Source organism: Variovorax dokdonensis (assembly GCF_030316895.1).
GTDB lineage: Bacteria > Pseudomonadota > Gammaproteobacteria > Burkholderiales > Burkholderiaceae_C > Variovorax > Variovorax dokdonensis.
The window spans coordinates 290,717-312,797 of the sequence record NZ_JASZYV010000004.1 but is presented as its reverse complement, the minus strand read 5'-3'; the positions used below and the strand labels follow the sequence as shown (position 1 = coordinate 312,797).

At 65.9% G+C, this 22,081-nt stretch carries 25 protein-coding genes; 11 read left to right on the top strand and 14 right to left on the bottom strand.

The window, feature by feature from the left end; genetic code table 11:
• Positions 1–2: 2 nt before the first annotated feature.
• The 4 genes from QTH91_RS20010 (at position 3) to QTH91_RS19995 (ending at position 2,772) form a co-directional block, all read left to right on the top strand.
• Positions 3–731 carry a glutathione S-transferase gene (locus QTH91_RS20010; protein WP_286661897.1) on the top strand — a complete coding sequence of 243 codons (729 nt, stop codon included), beginning with the start codon at positions 3–5 and terminating at the stop codon, positions 729–731.
• Positions 732–801: 70 nt separating this feature from the next.
• Complete coding sequence (locus QTH91_RS20005; protein ID WP_286661896.1) at positions 802–1,320, top strand: nucleoside deaminase; 519 nt, start codon at positions 802–804, stop codon at positions 1,318–1,320.
• A gap of 175 nt (positions 1,321–1,495) precedes the next feature.
• Positions 1,496–2,272 carry a YoaK family protein gene (locus QTH91_RS20000; RefSeq protein WP_286661895.1) on the top strand — a complete coding sequence of 259 codons (777 nt, stop codon included), beginning with the start codon at positions 1,496–1,498 and terminating at the stop codon, positions 2,270–2,272.
• 56 nt (positions 2,273–2,328) lie between these two features.
• On the top strand, positions 2,329–2,772 hold the full coding sequence (locus QTH91_RS19995) for a universal stress protein (protein ID WP_286661894.1): 444 nt from the start codon (positions 2,329–2,331) through the stop codon (positions 2,770–2,772).
• Between the two features lie 16 nt (positions 2,773–2,788).
• Here the strand turns inward: QTH91_RS19995 and QTH91_RS19990 are convergent, their stop codons facing one another.
• Positions 2,789–3,310, bottom strand: a complete 522-nt coding sequence (locus QTH91_RS19990; protein ID WP_286661960.1) for a universal stress protein — start codon at positions 3,308–3,310, stop codon at positions 2,789–2,791.
• Between the two features lie 133 nt (positions 3,311–3,443).
• Here QTH91_RS19990 and QTH91_RS19985 point away from each other — a divergent pair, with 133 nt between their 5' ends.
• From QTH91_RS19985 to QTH91_RS19975, 3 genes are read left to right on the top strand one after another with little or no spacing between them, the layout of a single operon-like run.
• Entirely contained in the window at positions 3,444–4,040 is a 597-nt protein-coding gene (locus QTH91_RS19985; RefSeq protein WP_286661893.1) for a hemerythrin domain-containing protein, read from the top strand.
• 56 nt (positions 4,041–4,096) lie between these two features.
• Positions 4,097–4,831, top strand: a complete 735-nt coding sequence (locus QTH91_RS19980; RefSeq protein ID WP_286661892.1) for a winged helix-turn-helix domain-containing protein — start codon at positions 4,097–4,099, stop codon at positions 4,829–4,831.
• Positions 4,831–6,855, top strand: coding sequence for a PAS domain S-box protein (locus tag QTH91_RS19975; protein WP_286661891.1), 2,025 nt, complete (start codon positions 4,831–4,833; stop codon positions 6,853–6,855). Before QTH91_RS19980 ends, QTH91_RS19975 begins: the two co-directional genes overlap by 1 nt.
• Here QTH91_RS19975 and QTH91_RS19970 read toward each other — a convergent pair.
• On the bottom strand, positions 6,845–7,567 hold the full coding sequence (locus tag QTH91_RS19970; RefSeq protein ID WP_286661890.1) for a Crp/Fnr family transcriptional regulator: 723 nt from the start codon (positions 7,565–7,567) through the stop codon (positions 6,845–6,847). The two genes, QTH91_RS19975 and QTH91_RS19970, sit on opposite strands and share 11 nt — an antisense overlap.
• 187 nt (positions 7,568–7,754) lie before the next feature.
• Here QTH91_RS19970 and QTH91_RS19965 point away from each other — a divergent pair, with 187 nt between their 5' ends.
• Positions 7,755–8,480 (top strand): Rossmann-fold NAD(P)-binding domain-containing protein, encoded by a 726-nt coding sequence (locus QTH91_RS19965; protein ID WP_286661889.1) that lies wholly within the window; start codon positions 7,755–7,757, stop codon positions 8,478–8,480.
• 4 nt (positions 8,481–8,484) lie between these two features.
• Here QTH91_RS19965 and QTH91_RS19960 read toward each other — a convergent pair whose 3' ends face one another.
• The 3 genes from QTH91_RS19960 to QTH91_RS19950 are packed head-to-tail and all read right to left on the bottom strand — an operon-like array spanning position 8,485 to position 9,690.
• Complete coding sequence (locus QTH91_RS19960; protein WP_286661888.1) at positions 8,485–8,922, bottom strand: YeeE/YedE family protein; 438 nt, start codon at positions 8,920–8,922, stop codon at positions 8,485–8,487.
• Between the two features lie 10 nt (positions 8,923–8,932).
• Positions 8,933–9,367: a YeeE/YedE family protein gene (locus QTH91_RS19955; protein ID WP_286661887.1), complete on the bottom strand. Its 435-nt coding sequence runs from the start codon at positions 9,365–9,367 to the stop codon at positions 8,933–8,935.
• A complete protein-coding gene (locus tag QTH91_RS19950; RefSeq protein ID WP_286661886.1) occupies positions 9,367–9,690 on the bottom strand; it encodes an ArsR/SmtB family transcription factor in 324 nt (107 codons plus the stop codon). The genes QTH91_RS19955 and QTH91_RS19950 overlap by 1 nt, the downstream gene beginning before the upstream one ends.
• A gap of 94 nt (positions 9,691–9,784) precedes the next feature.
• Between QTH91_RS19950 and QTH91_RS19945 the strand changes: the two genes are divergently transcribed.
• From QTH91_RS19945 to QTH91_RS19935, 3 genes are all read left to right on the top strand, one after another.
• Positions 9,785–10,666: an MBL fold metallo-hydrolase gene (locus QTH91_RS19945; protein ID WP_286661885.1), complete on the top strand. Its 882-nt coding sequence runs from the start codon at positions 9,785–9,787 to the stop codon at positions 10,664–10,666.
• 642 nt (positions 10,667–11,308) lie between these two features.
• The gene (locus QTH91_RS19940) at positions 11,309–11,791 is read left to right on the top strand and encodes a carboxypeptidase-like regulatory domain-containing protein (RefSeq protein WP_286661884.1); all 483 of its coding nucleotides are present in this window, start codon (positions 11,309–11,311) and stop codon (positions 11,789–11,791) included.
• A 202-nt stretch (positions 11,792–11,993) separates the two neighbouring features.
• Positions 11,994–13,172 (top strand): metallophosphoesterase, encoded by a 1,179-nt coding sequence (locus QTH91_RS19935; RefSeq protein WP_286661883.1) that lies wholly within the window; start codon positions 11,994–11,996, stop codon positions 13,170–13,172.
• A 22-nt stretch (positions 13,173–13,194) separates the two neighbouring features.
• On the opposite strand, the gene QTH91_RS19930 is transcribed toward QTH91_RS19935, so the two are convergent.
• The 9 genes from QTH91_RS19930 to QTH91_RS19890 all read right to left on the bottom strand — a co-directional run bounded on the left by QTH91_RS19930 (position 13,195) and on the right by QTH91_RS19890 (position 22,059).
• Positions 13,195–14,229, bottom strand: coding sequence for a lysylphosphatidylglycerol synthase domain-containing protein (locus QTH91_RS19930; RefSeq protein ID WP_286661882.1), 1,035 nt, complete (start codon positions 14,227–14,229; stop codon positions 13,195–13,197).
• Positions 14,226–15,494, bottom strand: a complete 1,269-nt coding sequence (clsB, locus tag QTH91_RS19925; protein WP_286661881.1) for a cardiolipin synthase ClsB — start codon at positions 15,492–15,494, stop codon at positions 14,226–14,228. Before clsB ends, QTH91_RS19930 begins: the two co-directional genes overlap by 4 nt.
• Entirely contained in the window at positions 15,491–16,219 is a 729-nt protein-coding gene (locus QTH91_RS19920) for an endonuclease/exonuclease/phosphatase family protein (RefSeq protein ID WP_286661959.1), read from the bottom strand. The genes clsB and QTH91_RS19920 overlap by 4 nt, the downstream gene beginning before the upstream one ends.
• Positions 16,220–16,466: 247 nt before the next feature.
• The gene (locus QTH91_RS19915) at positions 16,467–17,018 is read right to left on the bottom strand and encodes a Spy/CpxP family protein refolding chaperone (RefSeq protein ID WP_286661880.1); all 552 of its coding nucleotides are present in this window, start codon (positions 17,016–17,018) and stop codon (positions 16,467–16,469) included.
• 125 nt (positions 17,019–17,143) lie between these two features.
• On the bottom strand, positions 17,144–18,043 hold the full coding sequence (locus QTH91_RS19910; protein WP_286661879.1) for a pirin family protein: 900 nt from the start codon (positions 18,041–18,043) through the stop codon (positions 17,144–17,146).
• Positions 18,044–18,150: 107 nt separating this feature from the next.
• Positions 18,151–18,882: an aspartate/glutamate racemase family protein gene (locus QTH91_RS19905; RefSeq protein ID WP_286661878.1), complete on the bottom strand. Its 732-nt coding sequence runs from the start codon at positions 18,880–18,882 to the stop codon at positions 18,151–18,153.
• 5 nt (positions 18,883–18,887) lie between these two features.
• Entirely contained in the window at positions 18,888–19,796 is a 909-nt protein-coding gene (locus QTH91_RS19900) for an ABC transporter permease (protein ID WP_286661877.1), read from the bottom strand.
• A 7-nt stretch (positions 19,797–19,803) separates the two neighbouring features.
• Positions 19,804–20,724, bottom strand: a complete 921-nt coding sequence (locus tag QTH91_RS19895) for an ABC transporter permease (RefSeq protein WP_286661876.1) — start codon at positions 20,722–20,724, stop codon at positions 19,804–19,806.
• Positions 20,725–20,784: 60 nt separating this feature from the next.
• Positions 20,785–22,059: an ABC transporter substrate-binding protein gene (locus tag QTH91_RS19890; protein WP_286661875.1), complete on the bottom strand. Its 1,275-nt coding sequence runs from the start codon at positions 22,057–22,059 to the stop codon at positions 20,785–20,787.
• Between the last annotated feature and the right edge of the window lie 22 nt (positions 22,060–22,081).

Here is a 22,081-nt window from a genome sequence, read left to right as displayed (position 1 = left end):
TCTTGGCCTACGAACTTCACTATTGGCCCACCATCCAAGGGCGCGGCGAGTTCGTCCGCCTCGCCCTCGAAGCGGCGAACGCGCCCTACGTGGATGTGGCGCGCCAGGACCCGGCGCAAGGCGGCGGCGAGGGCGCCCTGACGCGCCACTTGCGCGCTGCCGGCAATCCGCATCCTCCGTTTGCGCCGCCCTATCTGGTGAATGGCGACTTCGTCGTCGGGCAGACATCCGCCATCCTGCTCTACCTCGGTCCGCGCCTGGGCCTTTGCGGTGCGAACGAGCGCGACGCGCTCTGGACGCACCAGTTGCAGTTGACGGTGGCCGATGTGGTTGCCGAAGCGCACGACACCCACCATCCGCTGTCGGTGTCGATGTACTACGCCGACCAGAAGGACGCTGCGCTCGTTCGCGCCAAGGCATTCCGCGAGGAGCGCATTCCCAAATATCTCGATTGGTTCGAGCTCGCCCTGCAGCGCAATCCGGATGGCGACCTGCACCTGGTCGGCAACGCGTTGACCTATGCGGATCTGTCGTTGTTCCAGCTCGTCGAGGGCCTGCGCTATGCCTTTCCGAAGGCCACCGCGCGTGCGCTGAAGAACGCGCCGGCCGTCGAGAAACTGCATGCCAACGTGCGGCGCCGTCAGCGGGTGGCCCAATACCTGCAAAGCGAACGACGCATCGCCTTCAACGAGGATGGCATCTTTCGCCGCTATCCGGAGCTGGACGCCTGACCTCGCAGCCGGGGCTGAGCCCTGCTCCTTGCGCCTTACCGACCTTCAAAGCCTGAACCCAAGCCAATCCATGTCTCACGAAAAAGCCAACGTCGCCAACCGCAACCCCAGCCCGACGCACGAGCAGATGCTGCGCCACCTGCGCCGCTCCAACGAGGTCGCTCAGCGCGCGATCGGGCTCGGCCACCATCCCTTCGGCGCCGTCCTGGTGGGGCCGGACAACGAAACCGTGCTGCTGGAGCAATGCAACATCGACACGGTCAACCACGCCGAGTCCACGCTGGCACGCGTTGCGGCGACCAACTTCACGCCCGAATTCCTCTGGAGCTGCACGCTCTACACGGCGGTGGAGCCGTGCTGCATGTGCGCCGGCACAGCCTATTGGGCCAACATCGGCCGCGTGGTGTTCGGCATGACCGAGGCGCAGTTGCTCACCGAAACCGGCGACCACGCCGAGAACCCCACCATGAGCGTGTCGTCGCGCTATGTCTTCGACCACTGCCAGAAGCCGGTCGAGCTGATCGGGCCGGTCGAGGAGATCGCGCAGGAAACCATCGCGATGCAACGCGCCTTCTGGGCGCAGCGCTGAGGCGTCGCCAACAATGTGCTCGGCACCTTTTCATGGCCATGCCGGCCGCTGTACAGTGCGAAGGCGCACCCCGCCAGGTACTTTCAAAGGCTTCTGACGGCCGGCTGCGACAAGGTCTTCCCGGGCTGCGTTCCGGCGCATGTCATCTCGGCAGGTTGACGCAAAGGCTTCGACGATGCGACGCATCCGCTTTCTCACACACCGCCATCGGGCGCCTTCGACCAATCGCACGCTGGGTCTTCTGCTGGCCTTCAACGCGGGTGCCGTGAACGCGGGCGGCTTTCTCGTGCTGCACATGTACACCTCGCACATGACCGGCTTCGCGTCGCAGTGGGCGGACGGCCTGGCGCTGGGCGAGACCCATCTCCTGCTCAATGCATCCGGCGCGCTGCTGGCTTTCACCACCGGTGCGGCCGTGTGCGCCATCCTCGTGAACTGGGCACGGCAGCACAAGCTTCGCGGCATCTACGCATTGCCCTTGCTGCTGGAGGCCGCGCTGCTTTTTCCGTTCGGCCTGGTGGGCGCCGCCACGCTGCACTGGAGCACGCCCTTCGCGGTGCCGCTCACGGTGCTGCTGCTCTCGTTCATCATGGGCCTGCAGAACGCGGTCGCCTCCAAGACTTCCGGCGGCAGCGTCCGGACCACGCACATGACGGGCAACATCACCGACCTGGGCATGGAGATCGGCAAGTTGCTGTATTGGAACGGCCGCGCGACGGCGGGGGTGGCTCGCGTCGGGCACAACCGCCACCGGTTGCGCATGGCCGGCGGCCTGATCGGGATGTTCGTTGCCGGCGGCGTGGTCGGCGCGCTGGGCTTCAAGCATCTGGGCTTCGTCTGCGTGGTGCCCCTGGCGGCGCTGCTGCTTGCGCTCTCGCTGCCGCCCATGCTGGACGACCTCACACGCTATCGGGGCTGGGCCCGGCGCCTGCGGCCCGGCTCGGACGCCTAGCCGGGCTTGATCCGCATCAAGGCCCGGCCCGCCAGCCAGGCCTAGGCTGCAAACGCATGTTCAAGAAGATCCTCGTGGCCACCGACGACAGCGAGCTGTCGCGGCGCGCCGTGGCCTGCGCCATCGGACTTGCACGCACGCACGAGGCGCGGCTGGTGGTGGTGCATGTGGTGCCGCGCTATCGGCTGGGTCTGTTCGAAGGGGCGGTGAGCTTTTCTGCCGAGGAAATCGGCGCTGCCGAAGGCCAATCCGTGCGCGAGGCCCAGGTGTTGCTCGATGAAGCCGCCAGGCATTGCAGCGACGAAGGGGTCGATGCCAAGACCGTCGCGATCTCCGGCGACGAGGTGTCGCGTGTGCTGCTGCAAGCGGCGCGCAAGCACCAGTGCGACCTGATCGTGATGGCCTCGCATGGCCACAAGGGCCTGCGCCGCCTGCTGCTGGGCAGCCAGACGCAGGAAGTGCTCGCGCATTCGACGCTGCCGGTGCTCGTGGTGCGCTGAGCCGTTGCCGGCGGCGCTATTCGATCTTCAGCGCGCCGGTGACCAGGCTCACGTGCTTGACGCCCGCCGGCTTTTCCTGCGGCGCCGCCTCCGCAGGAGGCCGCACCAGCAAGACCGGCACGGGCGCCATGCGCAGGATGCTTTCGGCGTCGCTGCCCATCATCAGCCGGCTGAGGCCGCGGCGGCCATGCGTGCCCAGCACGATCAAGTCGGCCGGCCAGCTGGTTGCTTCGGCGACGACGGCGTCGACGATCTTGCCGTCGAAACGCTCGCGCAGGACGCTTTCGGCCGGGACGCCCGCTTCCGCGGCGGTGCCGACGGCCTGGGCGAGCAGTTTGTGCGCTTCCTGGCGCAGCTCGTCCATCCACTGCCCAGGCATGCCCGCATATGCGTCCATCGCCAGGGCAAAGGACAGGTCGTCGATCGCATGCATCACGCGCAGCTTGCCACCCGTGAGCTTGGCCAGGCGGATGGCCTCCTGCAGGCCGATCGCCGACGTGTCGCTGCCGTCGATGGGAACCAGGATGCGTTGATAGATGGTCATGAAGCGGCTCCTTGTCTTGGGATGCGCTTCAGTATGCGAGCCTGTTCCGCACGGGGTTTGACATAGCGCAAGGTGCGAACATGCCGGCGGCGTGATCCTTGAGCCATGCAAGAGACAAGGAGCGGACATGCGCGAGACGATCAGGATCATCCGGGACGAGCACGCCGCGTTGGCGGCCATGCTGCGCTCGATTCCATTGCTGCTGGCCGAGCATCGGCGCAAGGGGACCTTGCCCGATTTCGAGACGCTGCGTGCCATGCTTTTCTACTTGGACGAGTTTCCTGAGAAGCGGCATCACCGCAAGGAATCGGCGCTGCTGTTTCCCAAGCTGCGCGCGCGCACGCCGATTTCTCGCGAGCTGCTCGACAAGCTCGACGACGACCACGAGCGCGGCGAACGCAAGATCCGCAATGTCGAACACGCGCTCCTGGCCTTCGAGATGCTTGGTGAATCGCGGCGCCAGCCGTTCGAGACGGCCATCGAGCGCTATGTCGACTTCTACATGGCCCACATGGCGCTGGAGGAAAGAGAGATCCTGCCCCTGGCCGAACGGGTGCTCACCGAGGAAGACTGGATCGAGCTGGACCGCGCCTTCCTGAGCAATCGCGACGCGCTGGCCGGCGCCGAGCCGGAGGAGGAGTACCGCCAGCTGTTCACCCGCATCGTCAACCGGGTCCCGGCGCCCATCGGGCTCGGCCCCGAGCTGACCGCCGCATCCGCCTGAGCGGCACCGGGCACGCCAGCTTGTAGTCCGGCCGGCCGGGGGCCTAACATCGGCGGGTGATTCCAGTCCCCACTCACCTGGCCGTCCTCGACGACGAAGCCGACATCACCGAACTTCTGGCCCGCTACCTCGGAACCCACGGCTTCCGGGTCAGTCAGGTTCACACCGGCGCCGAACTGATGACCTTGATGGCGCAGGATGCGCCTGCGCTGGTGCTGCTCGACCTGGGCCTGCCGGGCGAAGATGGCTTCGCCATTGCGCGCCGGCTGCGTGAGCATTGGCGCTGCGGCCTGGTCATCGTCTCGGGGCGTGGCGATTCGGTGGACAAGGTGGCGGGCCTGGAGGTGGGCGCCGACGACTACGTCACCAAGCCCTTCGAGCTGCGCGAACTGGTCGCTCGCGTGAAGGCCGTGCTGCGTCGGCTGGAGACGGGGCAGGCAGCGGCCGCCGGAAGCGCCGCCGCCTCGACGCGAAAGACGATGAAGTTCGCAGGCTGGCAGCTCGACTGCAGCGCGCGGCGCCTGTTCGATCCGCAGCAGCATGAAGTGATGCTGACCGGCGGCGAGTTCGACCTGCTCAGTACGCTGGTGGCGCATCCGGGGCGGGTGCTGTCGCGCGACTTTCTCCTCGAAGCCACCCGCGGCCGGGAAGCCGGCCCCTTCGATCGCACGATCGACGTGCAGATCGGGCGCCTGCGCCGCAAGCTGGAGGTCGATCCCGCCGGCCCTCAGATGATCAAGTCGGTGCGCGGATCGGGCTACATGTTCACGCTCCCCGTGGAGACGCACTGATGCCGCCCGCCTTCGACGACGATGCGGTCTTCCGGTCGGTCTTCGCGGCAAGTCCCGATGCGCTGCTGGTGGTCGACCAGCAAGGCGCCATCCAGCTGGCCAACCCGGCCGCCTGCGACTTGCTGGGCTACTCGGCCGAGGCGTTGTCGGGCTTGCACGTCGATGCGCTGGTGCCGGACGCCGTCCGCCCCCAGCACGCCGCCTACCGCGCCGCTTATGCCGCGCATCCCAGGCCCCGGCCGATGGGCACGCAAATGGACCTGGTCGCCAGGCGACAAGACGGCAGCTCGGTGCGGGTCGAGATCGCGCTCAGCCCGCTGCAGGACCATGGACTGCCCTACGTGGTGGCGGCGATCCGCAGCGTGGCCGAATACCCGCGTGTGAAGCAGGCGCTGCAGCGCGCCCGCTATGCGGAATGCCTGGCGCAGTTCGGCCGCCTGGCGGTCAATGCGCGCGAACCCGATGCGCTGTTGGCGCAGGCCGCGCAGTCGGCGGTCGATGCGCTTCAGATCGAGCTGTTCCAGATCCGCTTGCTGCAGCCCAACGGGGCGCAGTGGCGCGTGGCGGCATCGCGTGGCGTTCAGGCGTTGGAGGCGGTGGGCGAAGTGTTCGACGTCGAGCCGGGTTCGGCGGCGCAGCGCGTGCTGCAAGACGGCAAGCCGATGCTGTTCACCGCGACGGCGGCCGATGGCAACTGCGCCATCCCCGGACGCTACCTGGATGCGGGCATGACCAGCGAAGTGGCGGCCCCGCTGGCCAACCAGGGGCGGCCGATGGGCGTGGCCTGCGCCTTCTCGGCGCGGCCCGATCGCTTCGGCGACGACGAGATCCGCTTTCTCGAGGCCTTGTCCAACATGGTCGCGACGGTGCTGCAGCGCATCGGCAGCGAAGACGCGCTCAAGCATGCACAGCGGCTCGAATCCGTGGGCCAGCTCACGGGCGGCATTGCGCACGACTTCAACAACCTGCTGACGGTGATCTCGGGCAACCTGCAGATCCTGCAGGAGATTCCGGCCATCGAAGGGGATCCCCTTGCGCAACCGCTGATCACGGCGGCGTCGCGGGCCGCGCAGCGCGGCGGCGAGCTGACGGCCAAGTTGCTCGCGTTCTCGCGCCGGCAGGTGCTGCAGCCGACTGTCGTCGACGTGGCGGGCCTGCTGCAATCGCTGGCGGGCATGCTTCGGCGCACCATCGATCCGCGCATCGTCATCGGATTGGACCTGCGGCCCGGCATGAATTGCCTGGCCGACCCGGTGCAACTGGAGTCTTCCGTGCTCAACGTGGCCATCAACGCACGCGACGCGATGCCGGCAGGCGGAACGCTGACTTTCTCTTGCCGCCCCGCGCAGACGTCCGAGCTTCCGCCCGAGCTCGCGGGCGTGGCGCACAAGGATGGCTATGTCGTCATTTCGATCGCCGACAACGGCACGGGCATGACACCGGCCGTGCGGGAGCGCGCGTTCGAACCCTTCTTCACCACCAAGGAAAGCGGACGAGGCACCGGCCTCGGACTGGCCACCGTGTACGGCTTTGCGCGCCAGTCGAGCGGCGCCGTGCAGCTGACGAGTTCGCCAGGCCTTGGAACCACGCTGACGCTTTATCTGCCGCGCGCGACAACCGGTGCCGAGGCCGATTCGGACAGCAATGCGCCCGCGCGCGTGCCATGCGGCATGCGGGTTCTGCTGGTCGAGGACGATCCCGAGGTGATGGCGGTGACGCGCACGTTTCTGGCATCGCTCGAATGCGAAGTCATGTCCTGTGCGAACGCGCATGAAGCGCTCGGGCTGCTGGCCAGCCAGCCGATCGACATCCTCGTCACCGACGTGCTCCTCGGGCCGGGAATGCGTGGTGACGAGTTGGCGGCGCAGGCGCGCTTGCAGATGCCGCATCTGCCGGTGCTGCTGCTGTCGGGCTTTTCAGGCGAGATGCCCGACGCTCGCGGCCATTGGCCCCTGCTGCGCAAGCCCTACACGCGGGCGCAGCTGGAAACGGCGATCGAGACCGTGCTGAACGCTACGCGGTAGTGGTGCTGGCGATCGAGCGGCGCACGAAACTGTCGAGCGCCTCGACCTGCGGGATCTGGATCTCGCGTCGGCCCTTCTCCAGGAACCGGATGATGTCGCTGCGCGCCAGTCGCGACAGACCCCGGCTCACCGACTCCAGGGTCATGCCCAGGTAGTTGCCGATTTCGGCGCGCGTCATGTGCAGCGAGATCTGGTCGGTGCGCAAGCCGCGCTTGGCCATGGCGTCCGCCCAGTAGTGCAGGAAGCTCGCCACGCGCGCGTCGGTCGGCAGCGCGCACAGCGATTGCAGCGAATCATGGTCGCGCGCCAGCTGGCGGCTCATCGCGTCGTGCAAGGCCCGCAGCAACCGTGGCTCTCGCATCGCTGCCATGACCAGCGCGTCGTAGTGCACCGACCAGACTTCGCCAGTGTCCATCGCCACGGCGTCGCAGGTGTAGTGGCCGGTGGCAATGCCTTCCAGGCCGAGCCAGTCGCCCTTGAAGTGCAGGCCCACGACCTGCTCGCGCCCATCCGCTGAAAGATTGACCGTCTTGACCATGCCGGTGCTCACGACATGGAGCACGCCGAAGGCCTGGCCGACGCGGTAGATCTTGTCACCGGCATGCACCAGCTTGCGTTGCACGGGCAGGCTCGTCTTCAACAGCTGCAAGGTCTGCGCGATCCGCTGCGCGAAGGTGTCGTCCTGGGTGGCGTTCAACTGCACTTCGGCCATGAGCCTGCTCCTCGGTAGTTCGTGGATCGAAGGCTAGGCACAGTGCGTGACATTTCATGCAATAGCGTCCCTGTTTTGGTAACGCTGGGTCAATGCTCGGTAAACCAACGGTGACCAGGCAGCACCTCCGCTTGATTTCTTGACGGGCATCAAAAGCGGGCAGGGGCTCGGCGGGTAGCTTGTGGGGGTGATCGACCTGGAGACCCCATTTCTGCCGCCTGTGCTGGACGACTCGCTGGCTTCGGCATCGAAGCTGCAGGCGCTGTTCGGTCGCGCTCGACGTTTCAAGGATGCTGGGGACGCGAAGCCCGCCCCTCTGCTCAAGGGGGCCCATGTCGCCCTCGTCCGCCCGCCCGGCTGGGATGAGGCGCGCTCGGCACTGCACGCGGCCATCGAGGCGCTTGGCGGCAAGGCCGTGCTGATCCGCTTCGACGAGACCGACGCCGTGGCGAAGCAGGAACTCCACGCCATCGCCCGGCTTTTCGGCCGGCTCTACGGCGCCATGGACTGCATGGCGCTGTCACCTTCAACCGTGCGCGCGCTGGCCGAGCAGTCCGGGATTCCTGTGTTCTGCGGCCTGGGCTGTGGCTGCCATCCGCTTCACGGACTGGGCGAGCTCTGGACCATCGAGCAGGCGCTCGAAGGCGAGAAGGCGCCACGACGCATCGACTTCATCGGCGATGCGACCGCACAACCCGCGGCGGCGTTCCTGCGCGCCGCCCGTGCGCGCGGCTTCGACTTGCGCCTTTCGCGGCGCGCTGTGCGCGGCGCGAAGACCTCGGTCTGCGTCGACGCCAGACGGCCCGTCTGGGCGCTCCACATGGGCACGCGAACCATCGATGCAGCCACGCGAACGAGCAACTGCGCGCACTTGATCGAAGCCGTGCTCGCGGAGGCCATCACCCGGGCCTGACGCCTTACTTGGTCGCCAGTGCAGCGGTGCGCGCGCGATGCTCGAACATCTCGAAGACGAGCATGCCGGCCAGCATGGCCGCCACGAACAGGGCCGCCTTCGTGTTGCCCATCCCCAGGGCCACGAGCGCCGGTCCAGGGCAGAAGCCCGCAATGCCCCAGCCGATGCCGAACACGGTGCTGCCCAGGACCAGGCGACGGTCGATCTGGGTGGCGGTAGGCAAGCGCATGGGCGTACCAAGCAACGTCCGCGTGCGCTTGGCGGCCAGCGCAAACGCCACGGCACCCACAGCGATGGCGCCGCCCATGACGAAGGCCAGGGACGGATCCCACGGCCCGGCCAGGTCGAGAAAACCCAGCACCTTCGCCGGATTGGCCATGCCGGAGACGATGAGCCCAAGCCCGAAGATCAGCCCGGAGATCAGCGATGCAATGACGTACATGTTGAACTCCTCATGCCGCCAGCAAGTGGCGGACGACGTAGACAGTGACGAAGCCAGCGACCATGAAGGCGCCGGTGGCGACGAGCGACCTGGGCGACATGCGCGAAATGCCGCAGACCCCATGCCCGCTGGTGCAACCGGCGCCATAGCGGGTGCCGATGCCCACGAGCAGGCCGGCAAGGATCAGTGCGCCGGATCCGGCGTCGATCTGCGGTTCGGGCCATGGCGCAACCAGGCTGTACACCAGCGGCGCACCAAGCAGTCCGGCAACGAAGGCGATTCGCCAGGCGACATCCGCCTTCATGGGTCGAAGCAGCCCGCCGAGCACGCCACTGATGCCGGCGATGCGGCCGTTGAGCAGCACCAGCAGGGCAGCCGCCAGGCCAATGAGTGCGCCGCCGACCAGGGCAGCCAGGGGGGTGAAGTGGTTCCAGTCGATCGACATCATTCCTCCTTGGGGCAGTAGAGCCGGTAGAGCAGGGCGAGGATTTCGAGCAGGGCGGGGTCGGCCACGCTGTAGAAGATGTTCTTGCCCTCGCGGCGGGTCTGGACGACCCCTTCGCTGCGCAGCACGCCCAATTGCTGCGAGAGGGTGGGTTGGTGGATGCCCAGCGTCGCTTCCAGGTCGCTGACGCACATTTCGCCTTGCGACAGCTGGCATAGCAGCAGCAGCCGGGCTTCGTGGGCAAGCACCTTGAGCGCAGCGACGGCCTGGCCAGCGGCGCTGCGCAGGGCTTCCGGATCGATGGCGGTTGTGGGATGGTTCATGTCGAGGGGTGAACGAGAAACAGGTATGGTTGCAATATTATGTTGATTTATATAATATTCGTCAACCAACTGAACGGCGACACCGGAGGTTTCCATGGCAACCCAGACGACCACGCAAGGCTTCTTCGACCCCCGTACCTGGACGGTCTCTTATGTCGTCTGGGACCACGCCACGCGAAGCGCCGCCGTCATCGACCCGGTGCTCGACTACGACTTCAAGTCCGGCCACACAAGCACCGAGGCCGCCGACAAGGTGGTCGACTACGTGCGGAAGAACGGCCTGCAAGTCGAGTGGATCCTGGAGACACATGCCCATGCCGACCACCTGTCCGGTGCCCGCCATGTGCAGACGCTGCTCGGCGGCCGCATCGCCATCGGCGAAAACATCCGCACCGTGCAGGCCACCTTCAAGAAGCTCTACAACCTGGAGCGAAATTTCCTGCCGGACGGCAGCCAGTTCGACCATCTCTTCAAGGATGGCGAGGTGTTCAAGATCGGTGAGGTCGAGGCCACCGCCATGCTGGTGCCGGGCCACACGCCGGCCGACATGGCCTATCTGCTGGACGACAGCGTCTTCGTGGGCGACACCCTGTTCATGCCCGACGTCGGCAGCGCGCGAGCGGACTTTCCGGGTGGCGATGCGCGCCAGCTCTATGCCTCGATGCGCAAGCTGCTGAGCCTGCCACCGCAGACCACGATGTACGTCTGCCACGACTATCCGCCGGCCTCGCGCGAACCGCGCTGGCAGACCACCGTGGCCGAACAACGCGCCAGCAACATCCACGTGCGCGACGGCATCAGCGAAGACGCATTCGTGGCCGCTCGCACGGCGCGCGACGCCACGCTCGACGTGCCGACGCTCATTCTTCCGTCCATCCAGGTCAACGTGCGCGCCGGACAGCTGCCACCGGCGGACGAGAACGGAGTGGCCTACCTGCGCATTCCGCTCAATGCGCTGCCAGTGCACCGTTCCTGAACAGGCTAGGCGCATCGGCCTGGCCTGGGCCTGGGCCTCGGCCGATCGACGCGGGCTTCTCCCCAAAAACCTTGGGTAAGTCTGTGAACAACTTTAGGAGCTTTCTGTAATACGTCTGTAACCTATTGATTTTTAAATAGAAACTACAGAATGCTCAAAATTTGAGCAGCGGAAAACTCATCGCCCGAAGCCCCTTTAACGTGTTCTGAAAGCGGTGTCAAAGCACAACTTTGGGGACAGTTTTTGAGCAACCGCACACTTGTCCACAGGCGGGAAGCGCACCCCGATCTTGTTCATGTTGGCGCTACAGCACGGAAGCGGAGCTACGCACAGTGGTCAGAAGTTGCCAAGTCCTTGAATGCGTTGAAGAAAAGACCGATCTCCACAGCCAGGGGCCACCTCTACTACTACTACTAATTTGAATTAATACCTTAAGAACAAGTGATAGGCATAAGTGGCATTGGCACGTACTGGATGAATCGCAACAACACCGCGTCGCGAAGGGAAGGCCCGGTTTTCGAGATTCCGGCCCGAGGGACAACGGGTTTTTCCCGTCGCGAATTCGTTTCCAGTTAGTTACAAGAGATGCCTTGCCCGGCTCTTGCTAAAGCTTGGTCACCCTCTACTGTTCTTGTTGCTCTCATGACCCGTTTTCTTGCTTCCTGCCGGCCGCTGGCGTTGTCGCTGGCCGTTCTTGGTGCGGTTGGCGCAGCCCAAGCCGCGGTTTTCCAGAATCCGTCCATCCAGATGACGCCGCAAGGCGTGGAATTCATGTGCGGCGGCAGTGGCGGCGAAGAGCGCGCGTTCATGGAAATGGTGTCGCCCCGTTGGGCTGCGAGCTTTCAGTTCGCCGCCAATCAGGGCAAGGCAGGCGAGCGCAGTGCGGTGGCTGGCGTGCGCCTGCGCGTTCGCGATGCGTACAACGATTTCCAGTTGATGGATGTGCGAGCCGACGGGCCTTTCCTGCTGGCGCGGCTGCGGCCAGGCACCTACACGGTGGAAGCCACGATGGACGGGCTCACGCTCATCCAGCGCCTGAATGTGGTGCAGGGTGGTTCGGCCAAGGCCCTGTTCGTGTGGCCTTCGAACCTCGGACAGCCGGTGCAGACTCAGGCTGCGCTCTGATCTCCTGCCTGTCTTGACGAAGATGCGAGCGCCCGCCGCCGCGGGCGCTGGCGACGCCGCGTCGGCGTGGTGACTGGCTCGGCCACCAGGGGAAGCACCCCCATTTTTGCTTCCGAAGCGGGTTTATTTACCTTCGCAAGCAGTTGGCTGACTGCGAGAAATATTGCAGTGCAGCATACTGGCAGCCCTGTTTGCCAAATCCATGAAACTTTTCGCTCCGGTCACCCTTCTCGTCGTCTTGCTGCACGTCGTGCTCGGCATTCGCCTGCTGCCCGGCGTTGCTCAGCTCAGCACCGCCTGGCCTGCGCTGGCGGTGTTGTTGGTCGTGTCGGCACTGACGATGCCCCTGCCGCTGCTGGCGCGGCGTCAGCAGATCCCGAGGTGGCTGCAGTGGCTGGGCCTGGTGTCGATGGGGTGGTTTTCTTCGCTGCTGGTCTTTTCGCTCTTCCGCGAGGTATTCCTGATCGGCGACTGGCTTTGGACCACCCTGGCCGCTCATTCGCCTGCGGGCATGCAGTCGCGTCGGGTGCTCAGCGCCGGCGTGGTCGTCATGCTGGCCAGCCTGGTCACGGTGATCGGCTATTTCAACGCCCGGCGAACCGCCACGGTGCGCAAGATCGACATCCCGATCGCCCGGTTGCCGGCCGGCCTGCACGGCTTCACGATCGCGCAACTGAGCGACATCCACGTCGGGCCGACGATCCGCGTTCGCTACATCGAGCGCATCGTCGAATCGGTGAACCGGCTGGGCGCCGACATGGTGGCCATCACCGGGGACCTGGTCGACGGCAGCGTGGCCGAACTGGGCCGCCACATCGCCCCGCTGGGCAAGCTCAAGACGCGGCACGGCACCTTCGTGGTGACGGGCAATCACGAGTACTACGCCGGCGCGCACGCCTGGATCGACGAATTGAAGCGGCTGGGCATGACGGTGCTGATGAACGAACACGTCGTCCTGCATGCCCGCAACGTGTACGGCGCGCAGACCGACGAGGAAATCAACGAGAGCGCGTTGGTGGTGGCTGGCGTGACCGACTTCACCGCCGAGCATTTCGACGCTTCGCACGCGAGCGACCCGCACGCCGCCATCCAGGACGCGCCGCCGCAGGTCTGGACGCGCCTGCTCCTGGCGCACCAACCGCGCAGCGCTTCGGTGGCCGTGGAGGCGGGCTACCAACTTCAGTTGTCCGGCCACACGCACGGCGGGCAGTTCTTTCCCTGGAACTTCTTCGTGCCGTTGCAGCAGCCGTTCACCGCCGGCTTGCATCGCCTGCAGGACATGTGGATCTACGTGAGCCGAGGCACCGGCTACTGGGGGCCGCCGAAGCGTTTCGGCGCGCCTTCCGAGATCACCTTGCTGCGCTTGGTGGTGCTGGACTGAAGCGCCTGGTTGCCGGGCTGCCTCAAGCGCGTCGCTGAACGGCGGCTGCCCTTGCAGCGCCCCTGGCTGCCGCCGACGCCCGCAGACGGCGCGCCCTGACTTCGGTCAGCGCATAGGCCAGCGAAGCCAGCAACAGCGGCAGCAGGTAATAGACGGCGCGGTAGACCAGCAGAGCCGCCAACAATTCGCTCTGAGGAACGCGATAGTCCAGCAGGGCGACGAACACGGCCTCCAGCACGCCGAGCCCGCCCGGCACCCGCACGATGAGCCCGGCCACGACGGAGCACAGCAGCACCGCCAGCACGTGTGGATAGTCCACCCGGCCCTGCAGCAGCACCCACACGACAGCGCCGATCAGGCACCAGTTGATGCTGGCGACAAGCACCTGGACGAGTGCCATGCGAAGGCCCGGCAGTTCGATGCGATGGCCTCGCACGATCCAGCGGCGCCCATGCGACCAGGCGCACAGCAGCACGTAGGCCGCCGACAGCACCAGGCCGATGCCGCCTGCAATGTGAAGACCGCCGCTGTCGAGCTTCCAGCTCGGGGGCAATTCCGGCGGCCAGAAGAAGAACGCGGTGCCCGCCACCAGGAGGTAGCCGCTCCAGTTGGTGGCCAGGCTCATGCCCAGGATGCGCGTGGTCTGATGCGCCCGCAGCCCCAGCCGACCGTAGAGGCGGTAGCGGAAGGCGATGCCGCCGACCATCGAACCCAGGTTGAGGTTGAATGCGTAGCTGATGAAGGTCACGCCCATCACCGTCCCGGCGCCGAGCGTGTGGCCCGTCAACCGGCGGCCGAACAGGTCGTAGGTGCTGTACAGGGCGTGGCTGGCCGCTGCGATGGCGGTGGCGGCAAGCAGCGTGGTCCAGGGCAGATCGCTGGCAGCCTGGAGTACCTGGCCCCATTCGATGGTGCGGGCCTGTCGCCACAGCAGGCCGCCGATGGCAGCGAAGAACACCAGCAGCAGCCCGCGGCGCCCCCAGCGCCGGAGCTTGCCGGGAACTGGTGCTGGCCGGCCGGACATCTCGCGGTCCGGCTCGGCCAGCCCGGCGCTCATGCGTGCTCGGTGATCGTCGGCTGAGACTGGGCGTCGGTGCGCGTCAGCTGAGGCCATTGCGCTTCTGGAGGTTGAAGGCGCGGCGCATGCCGGGGCAGCCAGCCCGCCCAGCGCGGGTAGTAGCGCAGGAAGTGGAAAACGAAGAAGCTGCGCACCAGGCGCCAACCGCTCCATTCGGTCGACAACTGCTCCGCTTCGATGACCTGGCACTTGTCGTCCATCAACCCGGAGAGGTTGTTCCACAGGACTTCGTTGAATTCGCGATCGCGCACGATCACGTTGGCCTCGAGGTTGAGCGACAGGCTCAGCGGATCGAGGTTGCTCGATCCCACCGTGCTCCACACATCGTCCACCAGCGCCACCTTGCCGTGCAGGGGACGCTCGCAGTATTCGTAGATCTTCACGCCCGCGTGAAGCAGGTGGTGATAGAGCAGGCTGGCCGCCGTCTTGACGATCGGCATGTCAGGCTCGCCCTGCAGGATCAGCCGCACGTCGACACCTCGCCGGGCGGCCCGGCGCAGTTCCTTGATCAGCCGATAGCCGGGAAAGAAATAGGCATTGGCGATCACGATGCGCTTGCGCGCACTGCGGATGGCGGCGCGGTAGTGCCGTTCGATGTCGTCGGTGTGGCGGCGGTTGTCACGGGTGACGAACATCACTTCGGCGGAGCCGGCCTCCTGGATATCGGCCGGCTCGGTGGCGCGCAGGCGCCGGCGGAACCAGCTCGGACCCTTGGCGCCCAGCGCAATCGCATGAATGACGAAGCGATGGATCTGCGAGACGATCGGGCCGGTCAATTCCACCGTGTAGTCCTGCTTGGCCATGGGGCCGAAGGAGCGCAGGTGATCGTGCGAGAAATTGATGCCCCCCACGAAGGCACGCTCGCCGTCGATGACGACGATCTTGCGGTGCATGCGGCGGATCATGTTGAGCCGCTGGCCCAGCAGCCGCTTGCCCGGATCGAAAACGCGCAGCTTGACGCCCGCATCCATCAGCGAGCGAAGGAAGTCGACCGAAAGATCCGGCGAGCCGAAGCCGTCCAACAGCACATCCACACGGACGCCGCGCTTGGCGGCCGCCATCAGCACCTTGTGGAGTTCCTTGCCGACCTCGTCCTCGAACAGGATGAAGGTCTCGATCACCACCTCGCGCTGTGCCTTTTCGATGCATTCGTACAGGCGCGGATAGAACTCCTCGCCGTTCTCCAGCAACACGACTTGATTGCCCGGCACCCATTGGCCGTGGCCGATGAAACCTCGCTTCACAGTTGAATCTCCGCGACCAAGGGGGCGTGGTCTGAAAGGTGCGACCAGGGGCGCCGCGGCAATGCCAGCGGCGCGAAGATGGCTGCGTTGCGCACATAGATGCGGTCGAGCGGCAGCAAGGGCATGTGGGCCGGAAAGGTGCGTGCAGCACGCCCGTAGGCATGCAGGAACACCTCGCGCAGCCCGATGCGCTCGTCCAGAACCTTGTGCGCACGACCGCGCCAGTCGTTGAAGTCGCCAGCGACGATCAAGGGCGATTCGGTGGGCACTTCAGCCTCCACGATCTTGCACAGCAGCTCGAGCTGCTTGCGCCGATGTCCTTCGGCCAGACCCAGATGCACGCAGATGGCATGGACCTGCAGGTCGCGCCCGGGCAGTTCCAGCGCGCAGTGCAGCAGGCCACGGCGCTCGGGGCCTTCGATCGAGACATCGTGGTTGCGGTGGTGGACGATCGGAAACTTCGACAGCAGGGCATTGCCATGGTGGCCGCGCGGATAGACGGCGTTGCGGCCATAGGCGAACTGCGGCCAGATGCTGTCGGCCAGGAATTCGTAGTGCGGTGCCTCCGGCCAGTCGGTGATGCGGCTGGCGTGGCGGCTGTGGGTGCCCAGCACTTCCTGCAGGAACACCAGGTCTGCGCCGACCGTGCGAACGGCCTCCCGCAACTCGGGCAGGATGAAGCGCCGATTGAGCGCGGCAAAGCCCTTGTGCGTGTTGACCGTCATCACCTTCAGGGAGCGAGGTGGTGCCGGATCGTTGGCGGGAAGAGGTTCAGTGGCGGTGGTAGCTTGCACAGCGTCCTTTGTAGTGCGCGCACCTCGCCCGCACTGTAGGACAGTCGCCGCGTTCGAAGAAGGGCCTGGGCACAGCCGCAGGCGTCCTACAAGGCAAGAGGCCGGCGGACTACGCGTCTGCCGGCCTCTTGCGATGGTTGGAGCGAGGGCAGGTCGCCCTGCCATCTCGCTCGTTGCGTCAGCTCTTCTCGGGCATCGAAGCCGGCGCGTTCGGGCCGCCCGGGCCGTGATGGCGGTGATGACGCTGGCCGCCAGGACCGAAGCGCAGGGTTTCCGCGTCGAAGGTCTTCTGCTGCTCCGGCGACAACGTCGCATAGAAGCTTCGGGTGGCGGTGGCACGCTTTTCGAACGCAACCTCGCGCTGGTCATGACGCTTCTTCATCTCGTCCAGGCGTTGCGGCGTGGTGAGCTTGGCGAAGTCTTCGCGCTTCAGGCGCTGCGGACGTTCACCGGCGGCCGGGGGCTTGAGCGCGTCCGTGTAGCTGTTCCAGGCGGTTTGCTGCGAGGATTCGAGCTTGAGCTTTTCCTTCAGTGCATCGAGCCTCTCGGCGCGACGCTGCTGCATCTTCTCGAAGCGTTCCTTGTGCATGCCCGGATGCGCCGGTGCAGCGGTGGCCGCAGGCGCCGACGGAGCGGCGGCCGGTGCGGTGGTGGTTTGCGCAGAAGCCGCCAGCGCGGTCGCGCCGGCCAGCAGGCCGATGGAGAACAGTCGCTTTGAACGTGTGAACATGGAGCTTCCTTTCCTTGGGTGGGGCTACCGACATGGAACCCTTGGAATGCAGTTTGGTCGGCGCGGGTTTCCGTTCTGTGAGTCTGCTGCCACGCCTTGGTAAAGAAGGGTGAAGGCAGCCGGGCTCAGCGCAGCCGCCCCTGCTGGAAGTCGTGGACGGCCTGCATCACCTGTTCGCGCGTGTTCATGACGAACGGACCGTACTGTGCGATCGGCTCGTGCAGAGGCTTGCCCGCGATCATCAGCAGCCGCGCCGGGCTGTGGTTGGTGGCCGGCGCGCGCAGGGCCACGCCATCGGATTGCGGCGTGTTTTCGAGGATGGCCATGCGCTTGGTCGGAATCTCGCTGCTGCCGATGAAGACCGACTCGCGGTACACATAGACCAGCGCGTTGTGATCGGGCGGCAGGGCCTGCCGGAACTCGCTACCAGGTGGCATCGTGACGTCGATATAGAGCGGCTGCGTGTGCTCGCGCTGCATGGCGCCCGCCACGCCGTTGCTGTGACCGGCGATGACGCGCACATGAACGCCGCCATCGCTCGTGTATTCGGGGATCTCGGCACTCTGGATGTCGCGATACCAGGGTTCGCGCATCTTGTCCTTGGCCGGCAGGTTGAGCCAGAGCTGAAAGCCTTCCATCAGGCCTTCTTCCTGCTCGGGCAGTTCGCTGTGCACGAGGCCGCGGCCGGCGGTCATCCATTGCACACCGCCGTTTTGCAGCAGGCCTTCGTGCCCGGCGCTGTCGCGATGGCGCATGCGGCCGGAGATCATGTAGGTGACCGTCTCGAAGCCTCGATGCGGATGGTTTGGAAACCCGCCGATGTAGTCGCCCGGGTTGTCGCTGCCGAAGGCGTCGAGCATCAGGAAGGGATCGAGGCGCTGCTGCAGCGTCTGGTTGAGCACGCGGGTGAGCTTCACGCCGTCGCCGTCGCTGGTCGAGACGCCCGCCACGATGTGGTCGATGCCGCGTGGCGCCGCGACGGGGTCGGTTTCGACGTGGGAGGCTTGGGTCGGTTCATGGTTCATCGGTGGACTCCGGCATGGGTTCGATCTGCAAGGCGGTGAACATCGATGGTGACACCGCCCGCGCAACCGTGCCCGGGACATGGGCACTGGCGCACCGCGGGCCGACCTCAGCGCAGGGCAGTCATTTCCCAGGAGAGGTTGTCCCAGGTCACGCCAAAGTTGGTGCTCGCATGCCTCTGCGCAGGCTGCTGCATGGCCTCGGCAGCCCATTGGGCGCCGGCGATGACGCTGTCGATCACCGGCAGGGACAGCTCCGGTGCGATCTGTTCGGCCATGCCCGCGAGGCCGGCGCCGCCGAGGATGATTGCCTGCGCGTCGAAACGGGCGGCTGCCTCCTGGCAGGCCTGTGTGAGCAGGCGTCGCGCACGGGCTGGTTCGGCCGCCAGTTCGGAGCCGGAAGGCGCGACGGTATGAATGCCGGCCAGCGCGGCGCCGTGCCCCAGGGAGACGGCCAGGCGCTCCAGCATGGGCCGCCAGCGTTCGCCGCCGGTGACGATCGCGAATCGGCCGTAGCGTGCCGCTGCCGCGAACGCCGCATCGGCCAGGCCCCCCACCGGAACACCGGCGCCTTCGCGCAGCGCGAACAGGCCCGGGTCGCCGAAGCAGCCGATCAGCACTGCGTCCGGACTGGGGCCCTGGCTGACGGCCACGGCCCAGGCATCGAGCACCGCATGGTGCGCGACCGCGTAGCTGGCTTCCGAGGCGATGTAGGTGGCGCCGAAACGCGCCGTGAGCGTACGCACCTGCACCGTCGGGCCCAACGCCTGATGGACGTGATGCTGCAGCATTGCCGTCACGGTGACGGAGGTGTTGGGGTTGATGACGAGCAGTGTGGACATCGACCTCAGCTCGTGCGCCTGGCGCTGGATCGGCGGCGCAACCAGGCCACCGCCGCCAGGGTGCAGCCCATCACCAGCAGCGAGACGATGGTGGTGACGCTGCCCAGCGCGTAGATGGCGGGCGTCGTCACGGTGGAGGTCAGGCCCTGCAACTCGAGCGGCAGCGTGTTGACGTCGCCAATGGCCTGCGACGTGCGCGCGATCTCGTCCCAGCTGAGCGTGAACCCGAACATGCCGATGCCCACGATCGAAGGTCCGATCAAGGGCAGCACGACATGGCAGAAAGCTTGCCAGGGCGTGGCGCCCAGGTCGCGCGCGGCTTCTTCGTAAGCTGGGTTGAAGCGGTTGAAGACGGCGAACATGATGAGCAGCCCGAAGGGCAGCGTCCATGTCAGGTGCGCGCCCAGCGCGGAGGTCAGCAGCCCCAGCGCCGTGCCGTAGTTCTCCAGCGTGCCCTCGGCGCCCAGTGCGCCCAATGCATCCTTGATGCCGGTGTCGAGCAGCCGGAACTGCAGTCCGATGCCCAGCGAGACGACGATCGACGGCATGATCAGGCTGGCCACCGTGACGAAGAAGAGTGCGTCGCCGCCGCGAAGCCGCTTGCGGTATGCCAGTCCCGCGAGCACGGACAGCGCCACGGTCAGCAGCATCACCACGGCGCCGAGCATCAGCGAACGGCGGAAGGCCGAGCCGATGTCCACCGTGCCGAGCCCTTCGGCCAACTGGCGGAACCAGTGCAGCGACACGCCGCGAAGCGGAAAGGTCAGGCCGCCCTCGGGGCCCTGGAAGCTCAGCACGAAGATGGTGAGCATCGGCCCGTAGAGGAACAGCACAAAGAGCGCGAAGACGATCAGCAGCGGCCAGAAGCCGGCCGGGCGCGGCTCGCGAAGGTGGTGGTGTTTCAGTCCCGGCATCGCGCGCTCAGAGCTCCTTGCGAATGTCCACCAGGCGCGTGAGTGCCCAGATGATCATCAGCACCACCGCCAGCAGGATCACCGCGTTGGCGGCGGCCAGCGGGAATTGCAGGTACGAGGTCTGGACCTGGATGATCTTGCCGACCGAGGCAATCTGCTGGCCCCCCATCACGCCGATGGTGACGAAATCGCCCATGACGATGGTGATGACGAAGATCGAGCCGATCAGGATGCCCGTCTTGGACAGCGGCACCACCACGTTCCACAGCGTCTGCCAGCCCGATGCGCCCGCATCGCTGGCCGCCTCGAGCAGCGAGCGGTCGATGCGCATCATGCTGTTGAAGATCGGCACGATCATGAACATCGTGTACAGGTGCACGAAGGCCAGAACGACCGAGAAGTCGGAGAAGAGCAGCCATTCGATCGGCTGCTCGATCAGCCCGATGCCCATCAGGCTCTGGTTGACCAGTCCGTTGCGTCCGAGCAGCGGCACCCACGAGATCATGCGGATGACGTTGGAAGTCCAGAACGGCACCGTGCACAGCACGAACAGAACCGTCTGCGTCGTGGCCGAGCGCACATGGAAGGCCAGGAAATACGCCACCGCGAAGCCCAGCACCAGCGTCACCGCCCACACGATGAGGCAGAACTTGAGCGTGCTGAGGTACGTGGACAGCGTGACGCAGAAGTCGCCGTTGTCAGTGAGCCGCGAGCAGCCTTCGAAGATGCTGAAGTAGTTGCGCAGCGTGACGGCCGGGATCAGTTCGTACTCGTTGAAGTTCCACAGGCTCACCACCGCGACGAGCGCGAGCGGCAGCAGGAAGAACACCCCGAACACGAGCGCAAACGGCGCCGCCTGCCACCAGGCCGCCACCCCCTGCGCGGGTTCCCACGAACCCCCCCGACCCGAACCGACAGAACCGCTCATTCAATCAAACCAGTTCATACAAGCAACAAGAAAACGAGGCGATCAACGCCTGCGGGTGGCTTATGCAGCAACGAACTCGTTCCACTTGCGCACCATGTACTCGTTTTCGTCCATCACCGCGTTCCAGCAGGCGATGCCGCCCATGCGTTGTTCGTAGCTGCCGCCGTCGCGCACCGACCCAGTCTTGGCCAGCAGGTCGCCGTTGGGGCTCTTGATGTCCTGCGCGGCGGGCTTGCCTTCCATCCAGTAGGCCCACTCGTAGGCTTCCATCTTGGCCTTGGCGGTCTCCAGCACGGCGCTGTAGTAGCCCTGGCGGTTGAGGTACGCGCCGGCCCAGCCGTCGAGGAACCAGTTGATGAACTCGTAGGCGCCGTCGAGCTTCTTGCCCGACAGCGTGGCCGGCACGCCGAAGCCCGCGGCCCAGGCGCGATAGCCTTCCTTCAGGGGCTGGAACACGCAGTCGATGCCCTTGGTGCGCACGGCGGTCACGGCCGGGCTCCACATCGACTGGATCACCACCTCGCCCGAAGCCATGAGGTTGACCGACTCGTTGAAGTCCTTCCACAAGGCGCGGAACTGGCCGGCCTTCTTCGCCTCGATCAGCGTCTTGATGGTCAGGTCGATCTCGGCCTTGGTCATGTTGCCCTTGTCGGCGTACTTGTGGATGCCCTTGGCTTCCACGACCATGGCCGCGTCCATGATGCCGATCGAAGGAATGTTCAGGATCGCCGCCTTGCCCTTGAACTCGGGATTGAGCAGCTCGGCCCACGAGCTGATCGGGCGCTTGATCAGGTCGGGCCGGATGCCCAGCGTGTCCGCGTTGTAGACGGTGGGGATCAGCGTCATGTACTGCGTGGGCGTGGCGCTGAACTTCTTGCTCTTCTCGCCTTCGAGGAACATGACCTTCTTGGGCGCGGTGCCCTGGTCGCCGACCTTCTTGCCGCCGACCTCGCCCTTGGTGAACAGCGTGGTGATCTTGTCGGCGTTCTTGATCTTCTTGGTGTCGATGCCCTTGAGGTTGCCGGTGGGCACGATCTTCTTGAGCGAGAAGTACTCGGTGTCGATCAGGTCGAAGCTGTTGGGCGCCGTCACCGCGCGCTTGGTCACGTCATCGGTGGTGACGGCCACGTACTGGATCTCGATGCCGGTGTCGGCCTTGAACTTCTCGGCGATGGCCTTGTCCTGGTTGACCGCCGTTCCCAGGTAGCGCAGCACCACCTTCTCCTGCGCATGCACGAAAGGCGCGATGCCCGTGGCCAGGATGCCCGCCGTGCCTTGCAGCAGCGCGCGGCGTTGGATGCCTTGGTTCTTGGGATCGGTCGTGTTGTCGGACATGTAGGAAGCCTCCGGTTGAGTT